Source organism: Pseudomonas sp. A25(2017), from assembly GCF_002001065.1.
Lineage (GTDB): Bacteria > Pseudomonadota > Gammaproteobacteria > Pseudomonadales > Pseudomonadaceae > Aquipseudomonas > Aquipseudomonas kilonensis.
The window spans coordinates 94,087-112,215 of the sequence record NZ_MUOA01000061.1 but is presented as its reverse complement, the minus strand read 5'-3'; the positions used below and the strand labels follow the sequence as shown (position 1 = coordinate 112,215).

Genomic DNA, 18,129 nt, shown 5'->3' with positions numbered 1-18,129 from the left:
GTATCAGTCAAAACTGGGAATAATGTTGGCCTTGTCGATCATATCGATCGGCAACAGGAACTCATGGTCATCTACCTGCACCACGACGTCCTGCTCTTCTACACCGCGCAGAAGGCCTTGGAAGTTGCGTCGACCTTCGAAAGGCGAGCGCAGCTTGATCTTCACTTGTTCACCGGCAAACGAAGCGAACTGTTCAATTGTGAACAGGGGGCGCTCCATGCCAGGCGAGGAAACTTCAAGGGTGTATTCGGAGGTGATTGGATCTTCAACATCCAGTACACCGCTGATCTGACGGCTGACGATGGCGCAATCATCCACCAACACGCCGCCTTCCTTATCGATATAAACGCGCAACAGTGAGTGGCGACCTTGAGCCGAGAACTCAATACCCCAGCATTCATAGCCAAGGGCCACGACCACCGGGGCCAACAAGGCCTGCAACTGTTCTAGCTTGCTCGACACCTGAACCCCCTCGTGCATGTTTGTGCATGCTGTGCAAATAAAAAAAAATGGGCGAATCGCCCATCCCTGAAACGCCGTCGAACAGCGGCGTTGTAAAGTGTCCAGCTAACAAAAAGCCCCTTGGAAGGGGCCCCTGAAACTGGTTGCGGGAGCCGGATTTGAACCGACGACCTTCGGGTTATGAGCCCGACGAGCTACCAGACTGCTCCATCCCGCGACAAAGCTGGGGCGGAAGTATACGACCGATCCCTTACAGGGTCAATGTAACCCTTCCACCTACAAGAAAGCCCGCAATCGCGGGCTCTCCTGATAATTGGTACCGAGAAGGGGACTCGAACCCCTACACCCTATGGGCACAACCACCTCAAGGTTGCGTGTCTACCAATTCCACCACCTCGGCAATACAGCGTTTGAAACCTTCTTACTTCTGCTCTTGAGCTGGAGGTACGTCAGTCGCCGGGTTGGCCGACTTTTGCTCTTGAAGCACCGGGACATCATCAGAAGCCGGTTGTTGCTTTGGCGCTTCCAGTACCGCTGGGTTTGGCAAACCTACTTGAGTCAGCTCATGAGCTTTCTCTTTAGCAAAGTAACCTAACCCTAAGCTGGTTATGAAGAAACCGGCGGCAAGTATAGCAGTAAACTTACTAAGAAAGGTAGAGGAACCTTGGCTTCCGAACACAGTATTTGAAGCACCTGCACCGAAAGACGCACCAGCATCCGCACCTTTACCCTGCTGCAGCAATACGAGAGCAACTACGCCCAGTGCACCCAGCAGATGAAAAACGACTACGACTGTTTCCAGCATTTTTTCAGTTTCCCGCGGCGCGACAAATCGCACCGAACTCATCTGCATTCAGGGACGCTCCACCAATGAGCCCCCCATCGATATCCGGCATGCCGAACAGTTCGACCGCATTGGCCGCCTTCACGCTGCCGCCGTATAGAAGCCGCACACCTCGTGCCACTTCAGAATTCTCTGCCGCCAACTGTGCGCGGATGGCTGCATGCACATCCTGCGCCTGTTGCGGCGAAGCAGTCAGCCCGGTGCCAATGGCCCAGACCGGCTCGTAAGCAATGACCGCCTTTGCAAAAGCACCGACACCCAGGTCTTCGATGATGCTGCCCAGCTGACGCCCGACAACTTCAAGGGTCTTGCCGGCTTCACGCTGCTCGAGGGTTTCCCCTACGCACAACACCGGAATCAGACCGCAGGCCTGAGCCGCAGCAAACTTGCGGATCAAGGTCTTGTCCTGCTCGCCCATGATCTGGCGACGCTCGGAGTGCCCGACCAGGACCAGGGAGCAACCTGCATCCACCAACTGACTCGGCGCAATCTCGCCTGTCAGCGCACCTTGCATGGATTCCACCGCAGAATTCTGCGCACCGACCGAAATCGATTTACCTTTCAAGCCATCAACCACTTGGTTGATATACAGGCAAGGCGGGAATACCGCGACATCAACACCGCTAGGCAAGGCCAGATGACGAAGGCCATTGATCAGCTCAGCGACGCTGGCGCGGGTACCGTGCATCTTCCAGTTACCAGCTACCATAGGGCGACGCATGCTGTACCTCGTCGGTCAAAGTGGGCGCAGATGTTACCCAACCGATTCATGACTGGCAAGCCGAATTCAGGCAGAAACTTCAGTAACCAGTTTTGCCAGCTCTTCGGCATAACCGCGAACTTGCGCTTCATCCTCTCCTTCGACCATGACACGCACCAAAGGCTCTGTGCCGGACTTGCGCAACAACACGCGCCCACGCCCGGCCATTGCCTGCGTCACACGCTCACTGGCCTGCTTGACCTTCGCATGCTCGAGAGGATTTACACCGCCACCGAAACGCACGTTGATCAACACTTGCGGGCATTTGCGCAATGCCTGGCGCGACTGCGCAAGCCCTTCGTTACGCGCCTTGAGTGCCATCAGCACTTGCAGGGCCGCAATGATCGCATCACCCGTGGTGGTATGGTCGAAGCACACGATGTGGCCGGAGTTCTCGCCACCGATCACCCAGTTGCGCTCCAGCAGCTCCGAGATCACGTAGCGGTCACCCACGTTAGCCCGCACGAACGGGATATCCAGGTCCGCCAGGGCCAGTTCAAGGCCGAGGTTGCTCATCAACGTACCGACCACGCCGCCCTGCAGCTTGCCACGCCCATGCAGGTCGCGAGCAATGATGAACAGCAGCTCGTCACCATCGACGACCGTACCGGTATGGTCAACCATCAGGACCCGATCACCGTCGCCATCGAAAGCGATCCCCAGATCAGCCTGCTCGGCCAGCACCGCAGCCTGCAACGCCTCGGTATGGGTGGAACCACAGTTGTCATTGATGTTCAGGCCATTAGGCTGGGCGGAAAGCACCACCACCTCGGCGCCCAGCTCGCGAAAGACGCTCGGCGCGACCTTATAGGTTGCCCCGTGTGCGCAATCGACGACGATTTTCAGGCCGGAAAAACTGGTGCCGGTCGGCACACTGCCTTTGCAGAACTCGATGTAGCGCCCCGACGCATCGTTGATCCGCGACACTTTGCCGATCTTGCTCGACTCAACCACAGTCATCGGCGTGTCCAGCAACTCTTCGATCATCAGCTCGATATCATCCGGCAGCTTGGTACCCTGGCCGGAGAAGAACTTGATGCCGTTGTCATCATGCGGGTTGTGCGAGGCACTGATCACGATGCCTGCCTGGGCCTGGAACGTACGCGTCAGGTAGGCAATGGCTGGCGTCGGCATCGGGCCCAGCAGCATCACATCGGCACCCGCCGATGTCAGGCCGGCTTCGAGTGCCGATTCGAACATGTAGCCGGAAATTCGCGTGTCCTTGCCGACCAGCACCTTGCACGCGCCCATTTTGCGGAACGCCATGCCGGCCGCCCAGCCGAGCTTGAGCATGAAATCAGGGGTAATAGGGTATTCGCCGACCCGACCACGAATACCGTCGGTGCCAAAGTATTTCTTGCTCATAAGTGCTCCGTCATTCTTATTCGACTGAATCCACAGCTGCGATCATCCGCACGACATCCATCGTCTCGGCTACATCGTGCACACGCAATATGCGTGCACCTTTGGCAAGGGCCAAGGCCGCAAGGGCGAGACCGCCATACAGGCGCTCGCCCACCGGGCGGCCCAAGGCATTGCCTATCATGCTCTTTCGCGAGACCCCAACCAACAGGGGCCGCCCCAGGGCATGCAAGGCTTCCATATGCTTGAACAGGCTCAGGTTGTGAGCCAGAGTCTTGGCAAAGCCGAACCCGGGGTCAAGAATGATCCGCTCGGCGGGAATGCCCGCGGCGGCACACTGGTCCAGACGCTCCGCCAGGAATTCACTCACTTCCCTGGTTACATCATCATAGTGCGGGTCATTCTGCATGGTCCCCGGCTCACCGAGCATATGCATCAGGCACACCGGCAACCCGGTGGCCGCCGCCGTATCCAGGGCTCCATCGCGCCGCAAGGACCGAACATCATTGATCAGGCCCGCCCCCAGTCGCGCAGTCTCACGCATGACCGCAGGCGTGGACGTATCGACCGAGATAATGACATCAAGTTCGCGATGGATACGCTCGACAATCGGCGCCACTCGCTCCAACTCTTCGGTAGGCGAGACCGCACGTGCGCCCGGCCGGGTCGATTCACCACCCACATCGATCAGCGTTGCGCCCGCAGCCACCATGGCCTCGGCATGCCGCAGCGCAGCATCGCGCTGGCTGAATCGACCACCATCGGAAAAGGAATCAGGCGTGACATTGAGAATGCCCATGACATGCGCATGGGCCAAATCAAGAACCCGGTTGCCGCAAGGCAACCGGGTCGAGGACTGAACAGAAGTCATTTCAAGCCTTAGACATCAGCGGCCGGACCGCCAATCGGTGTTTCCGGACGCTCACCCTGTACCGCCGGAGGTGTACCGGAGGTTCCAGTACCACCCGACCAGTCACGAGGCTCGCGAGGTACGCGACCCGCCATGATGTCGTCAATCTGCTCGGCATCGATGGTTTCGTACTTCATCAGGGCATCGGCCATGGCATCGAGCTTGTCACGGTTGTCCGTGAGAATCTGCCGGGCTGTGCCGTAGCACTGGTCGATGATGCTGCGCACTTCGGAATCGATCAGCTTGGCCGTTTCGCCAGAGAAGCTTGCATGCTGGCCACCGCCACCACGACCGAGGAATACTTCCCCCTCTTCTTCGGCATACATCAGCGGCCCCAACTTCTCGGACAGGCCCCACTTGGTGACCATATTCCGGGCGATCTGACTCGCACGCATGATGTCGTTGGACGCGCCAGTGGTCACACCGTCGAAGCCCAGCGTCATCTCTTCAGCGATACGGCCGCCGTACAACGAACAGATCTGGCTGATCAATGCACGCTTGGACAAGCTGTAGCGATCTTCTTCCGGCAGGAACATGGTCACGCCCAGGGCACGACCACGCGGGATGATCGAGACCTTGTAGACCGGATCATGCTCAGGCACGACACGACCGACGATCGCGTGACCCGCCTCGTGATACGCAGTGTTCTGCTTTTCTTTCTCCGACATGACCATGGATTTGCGCTCCGCGCCCATCATGATCTTGTCCTTGGCCAGCTCGAATTCCTTCATTTCCACGACGCGCTTGCCGGTACGAGCAGCAAACAGCGACGCTTCGTTGACCAGGTTCGCAAGGTCGGCGCCGGAAAAGCCTGGCGTACCACGCGCGATGACTGCCGGGGCGACGTCGTCACCCATTGGCACCTTGCGCATATGAACCTTGAGGATCTGCTCGCGGCCGCGAATATCCGGCAACCCCACCACGACCTGACGGTCGAAACGACCTGGACGCAGCAGCGCAGGGTCAAGTACGTCAGGACGGTTGGTGGCGGCAATCACGATGATGCCGTCGTTCATTTCGAAACCGTCCATCTCGACCAGCAACTGGTTGAGGGTCTGTTCACGCTCGTCGTGACCGCCACCCATGCCGGCGCCACGGTGGCGACCGACGGCGTCGATTTCGTCGATGAAGATGATGCATGGCGCGTGTTTCTTGGCCTGCTCGAACATATCGCGAACACGACTGGCGCCCACGCCGACGAACATTTCGACGAAGTCGGAACCGGAAATCGTGAAGAACGGCACCTTGGCTTCACCGGCAATCGCCTTGGCCAGCAAGGTTTTACCAGTACCTGGTGGGCCCACCATCAGTACGCCGCGCGGGATACGGCCGCCCAGACGCTGGAACTTGCCCGGATCACGCAGGAACTCGACCAGCTCGCCCACTTCTTCCTTGGCTTCGTCGCAACCTGCGACGTCGGCCAGGGTGGTTTTCACCTGGTCTTCGGAAAGCAGCCGAGCCTTGCTCTTGCCAAAGCTCATCGGCCCGCCCTTGCCTCCACCGCCACCCTGCATCTGGCGCATGAAGAACATGAACACGGCGATGATCACCAGGATAGGGAAGCTGGCGACCAGGAGCTGGGTCCAGATGCTTTGCTGCTCAGGCTGCTTGCCTTCGACCACGACACGGTTGTCCACCAGATCGCCGATCAGGCCATTGTCCTGGATTGCCGGACGAATGGTCTTGAAGCTGTCGCCATCGGTGCGCTTGCCGGTAATCACATAGCCATCAACGGCTACACGCTCGACCTTGCCATCCTTGACCTGCTGGATGAAGTCGGAATAGTTGAGGGTCTGCGGCTCGTTAGGACTGGAGAAGTTGTTCATCACGGTCACAAGGACAGCGGCGATGATCAACCACAGGATCAGATTCTTTGCCATATCGTTCAATTAACTACCCTCTGAAGCAAGCTCCGCTACTGGCGCGTGCTTCGCATGATATTCACCGGCCTAACTTACTACATTACCTACGACTCTGGCAGGCGCCGTCTGTAACCCTTTGTGAAACACTTTCTACACAGTATTCGCTAATGCTCACGGGACGAAATACGAAAAACCTATCGCCCCGGTCGAAAAACCTCTTATTCCTCACTGCGACCACGGAAACCACGGCCCAGCAGGTACTGCTCACGGGAGCGATCACGCGATGATTTCGGCTTGCGCGTCGTGACCTTCTCGAACTGCTTGCGCACGCTCTTGTGGTATTCGTCGAAGCCTTCACCCTGGAAGACCTTGATCAAAAAATCACCACCTGGCTTCAACACCCGAGTCGCAAGATCCAGTGCCAACTCGCACAGGAACATCGATCGCGGCATATCAACAGATGCCAGTCCACTCATATTGGGGGCCATATCGGAAATCACAAGGTCCACCTCGTTTTTTCCAACCGCTTCAAGGATCTGCGCCAGTACGGCGTCTTCGGTAAAGTCGCCCTGAATGAAGGTCACATCCGGGATGCTGTCCATTTCCAGGATATCGGAAGCGATCAGTGTGCCTTGCCCACCAATCAGACGACTGGTCACTTGGGACCAGCCACCCGGGGCGGCGCCCAAGTCGATCACGCTCATGCCTGGACGGATCAAACGGTCTCTTTCCTGAATCTCCAGCAGCTTGTAGCTGGCACGGGAACGATACCCGTCTTTTTGCGCCATTTTCACGAATGGGTCGTTGAAATGCTCTTGCAGCCATTTAAGACTTGTCTTGGAACGGGCCACGGGCCACCTCAAAAATAAAACGGGTCGTGATTAAGTGGGCGGTCCCGGACTTGCTCGGGTAAACTGGCCGCCGCTTTTTACAAGATCAGACGCAGGGGTCAGATTATGCCGCTCACTCAAGAGCAGAAGAAACAATACAAATCCATTGGCCACCATCTGAAACCGGTTTTGACTGTGGCTGACAACGGTTTGACTGAAGGTGTACTCGCCGAACTGGAACGCGCATTGGGCGATCACGAGCTGATCAAGATCAAGCTCAACATCCTCGATCGCGAAGCCCGCCTGGCTGCCGTTGCCGAACTGTGCAAGACCGGCAAGGCCGACCTGGTGCAGGTCATCGGCAAGATGGCACTGATTTATCGCAAGAATTTCAGCGTCAACAAGCAACTGTCGAACGTTCACCGCTTCAAGTGATGTCAAAGGGTCAAGGGTGTGCTTCGCGCACCCTGCCACTCCAGCCGGGAACCGGTTGCAACACCAGCACCAATCCGGAAAAACCCAGCACCAGGTAACTGAATGCCTGCCACTGGCTCGCATCCGGCCAGCCGAGACGCACCGCGAAGAACATCCCGCACGCGTACAACGACATGAGCAACAATTGCCCACGAATGTCGCGCCATAGACTGGCAAGGCCCTCGGCCTGAACCAGCACCAAAGCCTGAAACATTACGCACACCGCGGAAAACCCCACCAGCAGCGCCGTCAGCATGCCTGCGATTTCATCGATGAGCAGCGGTGCCAGGCCGACTCGACCCAGCACCGGCAGCAAACCGACGTGCAACAACCAGACACCGCCCACCCACAACATCTGGGTGAGCTGCCAGAGCATGGCGCCCGCTCGCAGCGGGCACCTTCGTTCAGATGTGACGGACTTCGACAATCTCATACTCGATGACACCACCTGGCGTCTTCACCACCACCACATCGCCCTCTTCCTTGGCAATCAAGGCGCGAGCGATGGGCGAACCAACGGAGATCTTGCCGAGCTTGATGTCTGCCTCGTCCTCACCCACGATCTGGTAAGTGACGCTTTCATCGGTCTCGACGTTGGCGATTTCCACGGTAGTGCCAAAGATCACCTTGCCGGTGTGCGGGATCGTCGTGACATCGATGATCACCGCATTCTGCATGCGACCTTCGATATCACGGACACGCGCCTCGACCATCCCCTGCTCCTCTCGGGCAGCGTGGTATTCAGCGTTTTCCTTGAGATCGCCCAGCTCACGCGCTTCACCAATTGCCTGGCTCAAGCGGGGACGCTCGACCTTGGTCAGGAAAGCGTGTTCTTCTTCCAGGGCCTTCGCGCCCTGAACTGTCATCGGGTACTTGGTTATGCTCATGCCTTCAATCCTGCATGTAGATCCTGCAAGCGACGCACGGTCTTCTCGGGACCGAACTTGAGCGCTTCGCAGATCGCTTCGCCCGCAGCAATGGTCGTGGTGCAGTAGATCTTGTGCTGCAGCGCATTGCGACGAATGGAGTAGGAGTCGGCGATCGACTGGCGACCTTCGGTGGTGTTGATGATCAGCGTGACTTCGTCATTCTTGATCATGTCGACCACGTGCGGACGCCCCTCGGTCACCTTGTTCACGCGGCGCACTTTCAGGCCTGCCGCTTCGATCAGCCTGGCAGTACCGGCAGTGGCGACCACTTCGAAGCCCAAGTTGATCAGATCACGGGCTACGCCTGCAACCAGTGGCTTGTCGTCATCACGCACGCTGATGAACGCCGTGCCGCCAGTCGGCAACACTTCGCTGGCACCCATCTGGGCCTTGGCGAAGGCTTCACCAAAGGTATCGCCCACACCCATCACTTCACCGGTGGACTTCATCTCTGGGCCGAGGATCGGATCGACGCCAGGGAACTTGGCGAACGGGAACACCGCCTCTTTCACACTGTAGAAGTTCGGAATGATTTCCTTGGTGAAATTCAGTTCCTTCAGGGTTTTGCCCGCCATGACCCGTGCAGCGATCATCGCCAGGGAAACACCGATGCACTTGGAGACGAATGGCACAGTCCGGGAAGCGCGCGGGTTGACTTCGATGACGTAGATGTCTTCGCCCTGCAGGGCCAGTTGCACGTTCATCAGGCCGATAACGCCCAGTTCCAGGGCCATTTTCTTGACCTGCTCGCGCATCTCGTCCTGGATGTGCGCCGGCAGCGAGTAAGGCGGCAGCGAGCAAGCGGAGTCACCGGAGTGAACGCCCGCTTGTTCGATGTGCTGCATGATCGCGCCGATCACCACGTCCTTGCCGTCGCTGACCGCGTCCACGTCCATTTCGATGGCGCAGTTGAGGAAGTGATCCAGCAACACCGGGCTGTCGTTGGAGACCTGGACCGCTTCACGCAGGTAGCGCTTGAGCTCGTCTTCCTGATAGACGATTTCCATCGCACGGCCGCCCAGTACATAGGACGGACGCACCACCAGCGGGTAACCGATCTTGGCGGCGGCACGAATCGCTTCGTCTTCGCTGCGCACGGTAGCGTTTGGCGGCTGGCGCAGGTTCAGGCGCTCGACCATTTGCTGGAAGCGCTCACGGTCTTCGGCGCGGTCAATCGCATCCGGGCTGGTGCCAATGATCGGCACGCCGGCGGCTTCAAGGGCACGCGCCAGTTTCAGCGGGGTCTGGCCACCGTACTGGACGATCACGCCTTTTGGCTTCTCGACGCGGACGATTTCCAGCACATCTTCCAGGGTCACTGGCTCGAAGTACAGGCGATCGGAGGTGTCGTAGTCGGTGGACACGGTTTCCGGGTTGCAGTTGACCATGATGGTCTCGTAACCGTCATCGCGCAGGGCCAGTGCCGCGTGTACGCAGCAGTAGTCGAACTCGATGCCCTGGCCGATCCGGTTAGGACCGCCACCCAGGATCATGATCTTGTCGCGAGTCGATGGCGCGGCTTCGCACTCTTCTTCGTACGTGGAGTACAGGTACGCGGTGTCGGTGGCGAACTCGGCCGCGCAGGTGTCGACGCGCTTGTAGACCGGGAACACTTCCAGCTTGTGGCGATGCGTGCGCAGGCTCTTCTCGGTCACACCCAGCAGCTTGGCCAGGCGCATGTCGGAGAAGCCTTTGCGCTTGAGGCGGTACATCATGTCGCGGTCGATGCTGGACATGCCCAGGGTCTTGACCTTCTCTTCTTCCTTGATCAGATCTTCGATCTGTACCAGGAACCAAGGGTCGATCATGTTCATGCCGAAGATCTGCTCGACGGTCATGCCGGCGCGGAAGGCGTCGGCCACGTACCAGATGCGCTCGGCGCCCGGCACGGTCAGCTCGCGCTTGAGCACGCTCATGCTTTCCGGGTCGGCCAGGTCCAGCTTCGGATCGAGGCCGCAGACGCCCACTTCCAGACCGCGAAGAGCTTTCTGCAAGGACTCCTGGAAGGTCCGGCCGATGGCCATGACTTCACCGACCGACTTCATTTGGGTAGTCAGGCGGGCGTCAGCCTTGGCGAACTTCTCGAAGGCGAAGCGTGGCAGCTTGGTGACGACGTAGTCGATGGACGGTTCGAAGGACGCCGGGGTCTTGCCGCCGGTGATGTCGTTCGACAGCTCGTCCAGGGTGTAGCCCACGGCCAGCTTGGCCGCGACCTTGGCAATCGGGAAACCGGTGGCCTTGGACGCCAGGGCCGACGAACGGGATACCCGCGGGTTCATCTCGATGACCACCATGCGACCGGTGTTCGGGCAGATGCCGAACTGGACGTTGGAGCCGCCGGTTTCCACGCCGATCTCACGCAGCACCGCCAGGGAGGCGTTACGCAGGATCTGGTATTCCTTGTCGGTCAGGGTCTGGGCTGGTGCGACGGTGATCGAGTCACCGGTGTGCACGCCCATCGGGTCGAAGTTCTCGATGGAGCAGACGATGATGCAGTTGTCCTTTTTGTCGCGGACAACTTCCATTTCATATTCTTTCCAGCCGATCAGGGATTCGTCGATCAGCAGTTCCTTGGTCGGCGACAAGTCGAGACCACGGGCGCAGATTTCTTCGAACTCTTCACGGTTGTAGGCGATGCCGCCACCGGTGCCGCCCATGGTGAAGGACGGACGGATGATGCACGGGAAGCCAAGGCGTTCCAGGACAGCGTTGGCCTCTTCCATGCTGTGGGCGATGCCCGAGCGTGGGCAGTCCAGGCCGATGGATTTCATCGCCTTGTCGAAGCGCGAACGGTCTTCGGCCTTGTCGATGGTGTCGGCGTTGGCGCCGATCATTTCCACACCGAACTTCTCCAGGACGCCTTCGCGTTCCAGGTCCAGGGCGCAGTTCAGCGCGGTCTGGCCGCCCATGGTCGGCAGCAGCGCGTCCGGGCGTTCCTTCTCGATGATCTTGGCAACGGTCTGCCACTTGATCGGCTCGATGTAGGTGGCGTCGGCCATGGCCGGGTCGGTCATGATGGTGGCCGGGTTGGAGTTCACCAGGATGACGCGATAGCCCTCTTCGCGCAGGGCTTTACAGGCCTGGGCGCCGGAGTAGTCGAATTCGCAGGCCTGGCCGATCACGATCGGGCCAGCGCCGAGAATCAGGATGCTTTTTATGTCTGTACGTTTTGGCATGGGTTTGTCACTCAAATCCGCAGGTCAGTCGGCTAGGCCGTCGAACAATCTTTGAAGCGCCCGAAGGGGCCGCCGCGCTCGGGGCCGCCCTCGGGCTTCTCGCGGTCAGCGTCGCTTGGCCATCTCGTTGATGAAGCGATCGAACAGCGGCGCCACATCGTTCGGGCCCGGGCTGGCTTCAGGGTGGCCCTGGAAGCTGAACGCGCTCTTGTCGGTACGCTCGATACCTTGCAGCGTGCCGTCGAACAGCGACTTGTGAATCGCGCGCACGTTGGCCGGCAGGGTGGCTTCGTCCACCGCGAAACCGTGGTTCTGGCTGGTGATCATCACCACGCCGGTGTCCAGGTCCTGCACGGGGTGGTTGGCACCGTGGTGGCCGTGGCCCATCTTCAAGGTCTTGGCACCCGAAGCCAGAGCCAGCAGCTGGTGACCGAGGCAGATACCGAATACCGGGATCTCGGTTTCCAGCACGTCCTTGATCGCCTGGATCGCGTAGTCGCAAGGCTCCGGGTCACCCGGGCCGTTGGACAGGAACACACCGTCGGGCTTGAGGGCCAGGACGTCGGCAGCCGGGGTTTGGGCCGGCACCACGGTGACGCGGCAACCACGCTCGACCAGCATGCGCAGGATGTTCAGCTTGACGCCGTAGTCGTAGGCCACCACGTGGTAAGGCAGCTCGCAAGCCTCGATCGTCGCGTGACTGTCGGTCTTCAGGTCCCAGACCGTGGAGCGCCATTCGTACTGCTTCTTGGTGCTGACGACTTTCGCCAGGTCCATGCCCTTGAGGCCAGGGAAGCCCTGGGCCGCGGCGATGGCGGCTTCTTCGGAAATGTTGTCGCCGGCCATGATGCAGCCGTTCTGCGCGCCTTTTTCCCGAAGGATGCGGGTCAGGCGACGGGTGTCGATACCGGCGATCGCCACGACGTTGTTGGCTTTCAGGTAGTCGGACAAGGACATCGTGTTACGCCAGTTGCTCGCTACCAGCGGCAAGTCACGGATGACCAGGCCGGCGGACCAGACACGATCAGACTCGGCGTCTTCCGGCGTGGTGCCGGTGTTGCCGATGTGCGGGTAAGTCAGGGTAACGATTTGTTGGGCGTAGGAAGGATCGGTAAGAATTTCCTGATAGCCGGTCATTGCGGTGTTAAACACCACCTCACCAACGGTCTGACCGTCGGCTCCAATGGCTTCGCCGCGAAAAATGCTGCCATCAGCAAGGGCGAGTATGGCTGGCTTAGTCAAGAAGACCTCCCGTAAATAAAGCCTGAAAGGGCGATCGCAGATTGTAAAAAAGCGGAGTGACGTATGGACACGTCACCCCGCTTGTTCACTGAATTATTCTGCGCGCTTTTAGTGGACACACTAAAGCTGTAGCTTACAGAAAAAGGCTTTTTTGGTCCACCGCTAATGAGCCTTAAAGGCAGGGGAATGCGACAGGACGTCGCGAAGCGGTGTAAAACGGGGCCCAGTATAACCTGAACCCCGCACTTAAGGGCATCAACGCAGGTCGAGAACGTCCTGCATATCGTACAAACCAGGCTCGCGGCCATCCAGCCACAGCGCGGCACGTACCGCCCCCTTGGCGAAAGTCATCCGGCTCGATGCCTTGTGGGTGATCTCCAGGCGCTCGCCTTCAGTGGCGAACAGCACGGTGTGGTCGCCCACCACATCACCGCCACGCACAGTGGCGAAACCGATGGTGCTGCGCTCACGCGCACCGGTGTGCCCCTGGCGCCCATACACGGCCACTTCCTGCAGATCGCGACCCAGCGCATCGGCAATCACTTCGCCCATGCGCAAGGCCGTTCCCGAAGGCGCGTCGATCTTGTGCCGGTGATGCGCCTCGATGATTTCGATATCCGCATCGTCACCCAAGACCCGGGCCGCCATGTCCAGCAGCTTCAGCGACAGGTTCACACCCACGCTGAAGTTCGCCGCGAACACGATCGGAATATCTTTGCCCGCATCGGCCAGCAATTGCTTCTGGGCAGCATCCAACCCCGTCGTACCGATCACCATGGCCTTGCCGTGCTTGCGGCAGATCGCGAGGTTTTTCAGCATCACGTCCGGCAGGGTGAAGTCGATCAGCACGTCGAACTCGTCGAGCACCTTCTCCAGGCCGCCGGACATCGGCACGCCGATACGCCCCAGCGAGGCCAGCTCGCCCGCATCGGCGCCCACCAGCGTACTGTCGGGCCGAACGATGGCCGCCGTCAGGCCGGAAAGCGGCGAGCGCTGCTGCACCGCCTCGACCAGTGCCTTGCCCATGCGCCCCGCAGCGCCCATCACAGCTATACGTCGCATGCGAACTCCTTACAGGTCGCCGAAGAAGCGTTTCACGCCTTCGAACCAACCGGTGGTTTTCGGGGAGTGGCTGTTGTCATCCGCCAGCGAGTTGCGGAATTCTTCCAACAGCTCACGCTGACGCCGACCCAGGTTGACCGGAGTCTCCACCGCCACGCGGCACATCAGGTCGCCCGCACCACCGCCACGCACTGGCGCGACGCCTTTGCCACGGATCCGGAACTGCTTGCCGGTCTGCGTGCCCTCGGGGATCTTCAGCTTGACGCGACCGTCGAGGGTCGGGATCTCAAGCTCGCCACCCAAGGCCGCATCGACGAAGCTGATCGGCACTTCGCAGAACAGGTGCTTGCCGTCGCGCTGGAAAATCGCATGTTCGCGCACGTTGATGACCACATACAGGTCGCCGGTCGGGCCGCCCTGGGCACCCGCCTCGCCTTCGCCGGACAGGCGAATGCGGTCACCGGTGTCGACACCGGCCGGTACTTTGACCGACAGCGTCTTGTACTCTTCGACACGCCCTTCGCCGTGGCAGGAGTCGCACGGGTCGGAAATGATCTTGCCTTGGCCATGGCAACGCGGGCAGGTCTGCTGCACCGAGAAGAAGCCCTGCTGCATGCGAACCTGGCCAATACCGCCGCAGGTTGGGCAGGTAACAGGCGAGGAGCCCTTCTTGGCACCCGAGCCATCGCACGGCTTGCAATTGACCAGTGTCGGAACACGGATATTGACGGTGGTACCGCGCACCGCTTCTTCCAGGTTCAACTCCAGCGTGTAGCGCAGGTCACTGCCACGCTGGGCGCCACCACGGGCACCGCCGCGACCACCGCCGAAGAAATCGCTGAACACATCACCGAAAATATCGGAGAAGTTCTGGCCGCCAAAACCGGCACCGCCGCCGCCCATGCTCGGGTCGACACCGGCATGCCCGTACTGGTCATACGCCGCGCGCTTGCTCGAATCAGACAGTACTTCGTAAGCCTCGTTGGCTTCCTTGAACATCTCTTCCGACGCTTTATCGTCGGGATTACGGTCCGGGTGGTGCTTCATCGCCAGGCGACGATAGGCCTTTTTCAGGTCCGCCTCGCTGGCCCCCCGCTCGACACCCAATACTTCGTAAAAGTCACGCTTTGCCATTGGTCTTTGCACTCTCATGGACGTCCGGCAAACCTCTCCTGAACCTTGCCAAACTCGTTGAGCCCCAATACAGGCCCGGACCCAACTCACGTCAATTCAACGATCCTGGTCATATTTCTTTCAGCCAGGGACCCGGCCAAAACGCGGTGCATGTCGCTCGGAAAGCAGGAGCATTCCCGAACACACCGCCAGCACCCGAACACCGTCGCATGCTGTAAAAATTCATTAGCTCCAGACACGCCAACGCGGGAGCAAGCTCCCGCGCGGCGACATCCTACCAGCCACCGCACAAATGCAGTCAACCGGCCGACCAACAAGCGATTACTTGTGGTCTTTCACTTCTTCGAACTCGGCGTCAACGACGTCGTCGGCTTTCTCGGCCGATTCGCCCTGCGCAGCAGCGCCTTCGGCAGGCTGAGCCTGTTCGGCGTACATCTTCTGAGCCACTGGCGCGGAGACCTTGGACAGCTCTTCGATCTTCGCCTCGATGGCCGCCTTGTCGTCGCCTTTTACAGCAGCTTCCAGGGCAACCACGGCCGCTTCGATGGCGGTTTTCTCTTCCGCGGTCACTTTCTCGCCAGCATCAGCGATCATCTTGCGGGTCGAGTGCACCAAGGCATCGCCCTGGTTGCGGGCGCTGGCCAGCTCTTCGAACTTGCGGTCTTCCTCGGCGTTGACTTCAGCATCGCGAACCATCTGCTGAATTTCTTCCTCGGACAGACCGGAGTTGGCCTTGATCACGATCGACTGAGTCTTGCCGGTAGCCTTGTCTTTCGCGCCGACGTGCAGGATGCCGTTGGCGTCGATGTCGAAGGTCACTTCGATTTGTGGCACGCCACGTGGTGCTGGTGGAATCTCGGCCAGGTCGAACTTGCCCAGGGACTTGTTCTGTGCGGCTTGCTTACGCTCACCTTGCAGTACGTGAATGGTCACTGCACCCTGGTTGTCGTCGGCCGTCGAGAACACTTGCGATTTCTTGGTAGGAATCGTGGTGTTCTTCTCGATCAGCGCGGTCATCACGCCGCCCATGGTTTCGATACCCAGGGTCAGCGGGCTGACGTCGAGCAGCAGAACGTCTTTCACGTCACCAGCCAATACCGCGCCCTGGATAGCAGCACCCATGGCAACAGCTTCGTCAGGGTTGACGTCTTTACGTGCTTCTTTACCGAAGAAATCGGTCACCAGTTTCTGAACCAGTGGCATACGGGTCTGACCGCCAACCAGGATCACGTCGTTGATCGAACCAACGTCGATACCGGCGTCTTTCATGGCGATGCGGCAAGGTTCGATGGTGCGCTGAACCAGGTCTTCCACCAGCGCTTCGAGCTTGGCGCGGGAGATTTTTACGTTCAGGTGCTTAGGACCGGTGGCGTCTGCTGTGATGTACGGCAGGTTCACGTCGGTCGACTGGCTCGAGGACAGTTCGATCTTGGCTTTTTCAGCGGCTTCTTTCAGGCGCTGCATGGCCAGCGGGTCACCCTTGAGGTTCATGCCGCTTTCTTTCTTGAACTCGTCGACGAGGTAGTCGATCAGGCGGATGTCGAAGTCTTCACCACCGAGGAACGTGTCACCGTTGGTTGCCAGCACTTCGAACTGGTGCTCGCCATCGACTTCAGCGATCTCGATCACGGAGACGTCGAAGGTACCGCCACCCAGGTCGTAGACGATCACAGTGTGATCGCCCTTGGCCTTGTCCATACCGTAGGCCAGAGCGGCCGCGGTTGGTTCGTTGATGATACGTTTTACGTCCAGGCCCGCGATGCGGCCGGCGTCTTTGGTCGCCTGGCGCTGGCTGTCGTTGAAATAGGCAGGAACAGTGATGACCGCTTCAGTCACCGCTTCGCCGAGGTAATCTTCGGCGGTTTTCTTCATTTTCTTGAGGATTTCAGCCGAGATCTGTGGCGGCGCCATTTTCTGGCCGTTCACTTCAACCCAGGCGTCGCCGTTGTCAGCCTTGGCGATTTTGTAAGGCACCATCTTGATGTCTTTCTGGACGACTTCTTCGTCGAACTTGCGACCGATCAGACGCTTCACCGCGTACAGGGTGTTATGCGGATTGGTCACTGCCTGACGCTTGGCCGACTGACCAACCAGAATCTCGCCATCATTGGCGTAAGCGATGATCGACGGCGTGGTACGCGCGCCTTCAGCGTTTTCGATGACTTTGGCCTTGCCGTTTTCCAGCACGGAGACGCACGAGTTGGTGGTCCCCAGGTCGATACCGATAATCTTGCCCATGTTAACTCTCCCGGAACTTGGATTTGGTTGCCGCAGCAGTGGTGGCTAACTGCGGTAGCACTTAAACGCTTGACATATAGATGGGGCCACTACGACCGATTTCAAGCCTGCTCATCAATAGAAGGCGAAACCGGCGCTGGCGTCTTGCTGACCACGACCATGGCCGGGCGCAGCAGGCGACCGTTGAGCAGATAGCCCTTCTGGAAAACCTTCAGCACACTGTTTGGCTCGACGTCGGCACTTTCCTGCATCGCCATGGCCTGGTGATGCTCGGCATTGAACGGTTCGCCATGCGGATCAAGGGTTTCGAGCTGATAACGCTTGAGAGTGTCCTGGAACATTTTCAGGGTCAGCTCGATGCCTTCACGCATCGGACGAATGTTTTCGTCATCCGGGTTGGACAGCTCAAGGCCGCGCTCCAGGCTGTCGATGATCGGCAGCAGGTCGCCGGCGAAACGCTCCAGGGCGAATTTATGAGCCTTCTCTACATCTTGCTCGGCGCGACGGCGGACATTCTGCAGGTCGGCTGCTACACGCAACGCCTGATCCTGCGCACCGGCCAGTTGCTCCTCGAGCACTTGTACACGTGCCGCCAGGTCTTCACCGCAAACCTGGGAAGCCTGATTGGCGTCTTGATTTTGCGTGTCCTGAGTCTGTTCGTCAGCCATAGATTTCTCCTCTCAACTTCGTCCGCGAGCTCGACTCGCGCTTCTGCCCCGGTATATGGGGTCGGGTTTTTCAGCTTCAAGGGCCACCTGACGAATTAACCCTACAAAAAACAGCTGCATAACCATTCCTCGCCGCGCTAAGAAAATCATTTGCCCAAGCAAATCGAGCTAAGCGA

General features: G+C 59.2%; 16 protein-coding genes and 2 tRNA genes. 1 reads left to right on the top strand and 17 read right to left on the bottom strand.

Annotated elements, in window-relative coordinates; translation table 11 throughout:
• Window positions 1-3: 3 nt before the first annotated feature.
• From rimP to rlmE, 9 genes are all read right to left on the bottom strand, one after another.
• Window positions 4-462 (bottom strand): ribosome maturation factor RimP, encoded by a 459-nt coding sequence (gene rimP / locus B0E42_RS14200; protein ID WP_024617718.1) that lies wholly within the window; start codon window positions 460-462, stop codon window positions 4-6.
• A 140-nt stretch (window positions 463-602) separates the two neighbouring features.
• Window positions 603-679: transfer RNA gene (locus B0E42_RS14195), tRNA-Met, on the bottom strand.
• Window positions 680-776: 97 nt separating this feature from the next.
• Window positions 777-862 (bottom strand) — tRNA-Leu (locus B0E42_RS14190).
• Window positions 863-883: 21 nt separating this feature from the next.
• Window positions 884-1,267 (bottom strand): preprotein translocase subunit SecG, encoded by a 384-nt coding sequence (secG, locus tag B0E42_RS14185; RefSeq protein WP_025211789.1) that lies wholly within the window; start codon window positions 1,265-1,267, stop codon window positions 884-886.
• A 4-nt stretch (window positions 1,268-1,271) separates the two neighbouring features.
• Window positions 1,272-2,027: a triose-phosphate isomerase gene (gene tpiA / locus B0E42_RS14180; RefSeq protein ID WP_018612860.1), complete on the bottom strand. Its 756-nt coding sequence runs from the start codon at window positions 2,025-2,027 to the stop codon at window positions 1,272-1,274.
• Window positions 2,028-2,093: 66 nt separating this feature from the next.
• The gene (gene glmM, locus B0E42_RS14175) at window positions 2,094-3,431 is read right to left on the bottom strand and encodes a phosphoglucosamine mutase (RefSeq protein ID WP_018612862.1); all 1,338 of its coding nucleotides are present in this window, start codon (window positions 3,429-3,431) and stop codon (window positions 2,094-2,096) included.
• A gap of 16 nt (window positions 3,432-3,447) precedes the next feature.
• The gene (gene folP, locus B0E42_RS14170; protein WP_077506687.1) at window positions 3,448-4,299 is read right to left on the bottom strand and encodes a dihydropteroate synthase; all 852 of its coding nucleotides are present in this window, start codon (window positions 4,297-4,299) and stop codon (window positions 3,448-3,450) included.
• Window positions 4,300-4,307: 8 nt separating this feature from the next.
• Window positions 4,308-6,218: an ATP-dependent zinc metalloprotease FtsH gene (ftsH, locus tag B0E42_RS14165; RefSeq protein ID WP_018612866.1), complete on the bottom strand. Its 1,911-nt coding sequence runs from the start codon at window positions 6,216-6,218 to the stop codon at window positions 4,308-4,310.
• A gap of 200 nt (window positions 6,219-6,418) precedes the next feature.
• Window positions 6,419-7,051: a 23S rRNA (uridine(2552)-2'-O)-methyltransferase RlmE gene (gene rlmE, locus B0E42_RS14160; RefSeq protein ID WP_003177853.1), complete on the bottom strand. Its 633-nt coding sequence runs from the start codon at window positions 7,049-7,051 to the stop codon at window positions 6,419-6,421.
• A gap of 105 nt (window positions 7,052-7,156) precedes the next feature.
• Here rlmE and B0E42_RS14155 point away from each other — a divergent pair, with 105 nt between their 5' ends.
• Window positions 7,157-7,465, top strand: coding sequence for a YhbY family RNA-binding protein (locus B0E42_RS14155; protein ID WP_003177852.1), 309 nt, complete (start codon window positions 7,157-7,159; stop codon window positions 7,463-7,465).
• Between the two features lie 10 nt (window positions 7,466-7,475).
• On the opposite strand, the gene B0E42_RS14150 is transcribed toward B0E42_RS14155, so the two are convergent.
• The 8 genes from B0E42_RS14150 to grpE all read right to left on the bottom strand — a co-directional run bounded on the left by B0E42_RS14150 (window position 7,476) and on the right by grpE (window position 17,953).
• Complete coding sequence (locus tag B0E42_RS14150; RefSeq protein WP_077506686.1) at window positions 7,476-7,880, bottom strand: MFS transporter; 405 nt, start codon at window positions 7,878-7,880, stop codon at window positions 7,476-7,478.
• Between the two features lie 28 nt (window positions 7,881-7,908).
• Window positions 7,909-8,385, bottom strand: coding sequence for a transcription elongation factor GreA (gene greA / locus B0E42_RS14145; RefSeq protein ID WP_027911987.1), 477 nt, complete (start codon window positions 8,383-8,385; stop codon window positions 7,909-7,911).
• Window positions 8,386-8,387: 2 nt separating this feature from the next.
• Complete coding sequence (gene carB / locus B0E42_RS14140; RefSeq protein WP_014336571.1) at window positions 8,388-11,609, bottom strand: carbamoyl-phosphate synthase large subunit; 3,222 nt, start codon at window positions 11,607-11,609, stop codon at window positions 8,388-8,390.
• Between the two features lie 105 nt (window positions 11,610-11,714).
• A complete protein-coding gene (gene carA / locus B0E42_RS14135) occupies window positions 11,715-12,851 on the bottom strand; it encodes a glutamine-hydrolyzing carbamoyl-phosphate synthase small subunit (RefSeq protein WP_018612875.1) in 1,137 nt (378 codons plus the stop codon).
• Between the two features lie 255 nt (window positions 12,852-13,106).
• Window positions 13,107-13,913, bottom strand: coding sequence for a 4-hydroxy-tetrahydrodipicolinate reductase (gene dapB, locus B0E42_RS14130; RefSeq protein ID WP_014336570.1), 807 nt, complete (start codon window positions 13,911-13,913; stop codon window positions 13,107-13,109).
• Between the two features lie 9 nt (window positions 13,914-13,922).
• Window positions 13,923-15,047, bottom strand: a complete 1,125-nt coding sequence (gene dnaJ / locus B0E42_RS14125) for a molecular chaperone DnaJ (protein ID WP_014336569.1) — start codon at window positions 15,045-15,047, stop codon at window positions 13,923-13,925.
• Between the two features lie 321 nt (window positions 15,048-15,368).
• Window positions 15,369-17,321 (bottom strand): molecular chaperone DnaK, encoded by a 1,953-nt coding sequence (dnaK, locus tag B0E42_RS14120; protein WP_256211756.1) that lies wholly within the window; start codon window positions 17,319-17,321, stop codon window positions 15,369-15,371.
• A 65-nt stretch (window positions 17,322-17,386) separates the two neighbouring features.
• On the bottom strand, window positions 17,387-17,953 hold the full coding sequence (gene grpE / locus B0E42_RS14115) for a nucleotide exchange factor GrpE (RefSeq protein ID WP_018612879.1): 567 nt from the start codon (window positions 17,951-17,953) through the stop codon (window positions 17,387-17,389).
• Window positions 17,954-18,129 lie beyond the last annotated feature (176 nt).

Bases quoted from the DNA above. Each gene is read 5' to 3' on its own strand.
- secG (WP_025211789.1), bottom strand. From the start codon at position 1,267: ATGCTGGAAACAGTCGTAGTCGTTTTTCATCTGCTGGGTGCACTGGGC.
- tpiA (WP_018612860.1), bottom strand. From the start codon at position 2,027: ATGCGTCGCCCTATGGTAGCTGGTAACTGGAAGATGCACGGTACCCGC.
- glmM (WP_018612862.1), bottom strand. From the start codon at position 3,431: ATGAGCAAGAAATACTTTGGCACCGACGGTATTCGTGGTCGGGTCGGC.
- folP (WP_077506687.1), bottom strand. From the start codon at position 4,299: ATGACTTCTGTTCAGTCCTCGACCCGGTTGCCTTGCGGCAACCGGGTT.
- ftsH (WP_018612866.1), bottom strand. From the start codon at position 6,218: ATGGCAAAGAATCTGATCCTGTGGTTGATCATCGCCGCTGTCCTTGTG.
- B0E42_RS14155 (WP_003177852.1), top strand. From the start codon at position 7,157: ATGCCGCTCACTCAAGAGCAGAAGAAACAATACAAATCCATTGGCCAC.
- B0E42_RS14150 (WP_077506686.1), bottom strand. From the start codon at position 7,880: ATGCTCTGGCAGCTCACCCAGATGTTGTGGGTGGGCGGTGTCTGGTTG.
- carB (WP_014336571.1), bottom strand. From the start codon at position 11,609: ATGCCAAAACGTACAGACATAAAAAGCATCCTGATTCTCGGCGCTGGC.
- dapB (WP_014336570.1), bottom strand. From the start codon at position 13,913: ATGCGACGTATAGCTGTGATGGGCGCTGCGGGGCGCATGGGCAAGGCA.
- dnaJ (WP_014336569.1), bottom strand. From the start codon at position 15,047: ATGGCAAAGCGTGACTTTTACGAAGTATTGGGTGTCGAGCGGGGGGCC.
- grpE (WP_018612879.1), bottom strand. From the start codon at position 17,953: ATGGCTGACGAACAGACTCAGGACACGCAAAATCAAGACGCCAATCAG.